Genomic DNA, 996 nt, shown 5'->3' with positions numbered 1-996 from the left:
AGTACCGGTGAGCTTGATCAGGTTGTTGGCCAATATCGCGAACTGGTCGTCAAAGGGTGCTGTGGTCGGAGTCTCCAAGGCGTGGTCAATCTCGGCGAACTGGGTCAGCGTGACGATGCCGGCATTGGCTCCGCTGGGCACCACCCCGATCGAGAAGATGGTATTGCCCGTGGTGATGGCGGCTGCGTTGAGGGCGGTCGACCCCACGATCAGGCCGCTGACGTTGTACAGGTTGATCTGCACGCCGTTGCTGTCCAGCAAGGAGTCACTGCCATTCGCGCCATACAGGCTCAGGGCGTAGCTCTTGACGGTAGTGCCAGCGCCGTCGGCGCCATAGACCGGCAGGTTGCCGAAGACGCCGCTGAAGTCCACCGTGGTGGCGGCGCTGTCCTGGGCCGTGGGGTCGCCATCGGTTTCTGCGTCCTGGGTGGTGAGCAAGATTGCGCTTTCGGTGGTGGCGCTGACGGTAACGCTGGGGCCATCGTCGGCAAAGCGAACGTTGCCGCCCAGGTCCACATCCTCGCTGTCGGTGGCAGTGTCGCCATCGCCGTCAGTGCTGAGCGCAGTACCGGTGAGCTTGATCAGGTTGTTGGCCAATATCGCGAACTGGTCGTCAAAGGGTGCTGTGGTCGGAGTCTCCAAGGCGTGGTCAATCTCGGCGAACTGGGTCAGCGTGACGATGCCGGCATTGGCTCCGCTGGGCACCACCCCGATCGAGAAGATGGTATTGCCCGTGGTGATGGCGGCTGCGTTGAGGGCGGTCGACCCCACGATCAGGCCGCTGACGTTGTACAGGTTGATCTGCACGCCGTTGCTGTCCAGCAAGGAGTCACTGCCATTCGCGCCATACAGGCTCAGGGCGTAGCTCTTGACGGTAGTGCCAGCGCCGTCGGCGCCATAGACCGGCAGGTTGCCGAAGACGCCGCTGAAGTCCACCGTGGTGGCGGCGCTGTCCTGGGCCGTGGGGTCGCCATCGGTTTCTGCGTCCTGGGTGGT

At 63.5% G+C, this 996-nt stretch carries 1 protein-coding gene; it reads right to left on the bottom strand.

The window, feature by feature from the left end; all coding sequences use genetic code 11:
* Positions 1-996 (bottom strand): DUF5801 repeats-in-toxin domain-containing protein (locus tag MEB48_RS29005; protein ID WP_237887127.1); only part of this gene is annotated, 996 nt, incomplete at both ends.

Origin of the sequence: Pseudomonas sp. PGPR40 (assembly GCF_022014505.1) — a bacterium.
Lineage (GTDB): Bacteria > Pseudomonadota > Gammaproteobacteria > Pseudomonadales > Pseudomonadaceae > Aquipseudomonas.
The sequence above is the reverse complement of the archived record's forward strand: the minus strand, read 5'-3'. Positions and strand labels throughout refer to the sequence as shown.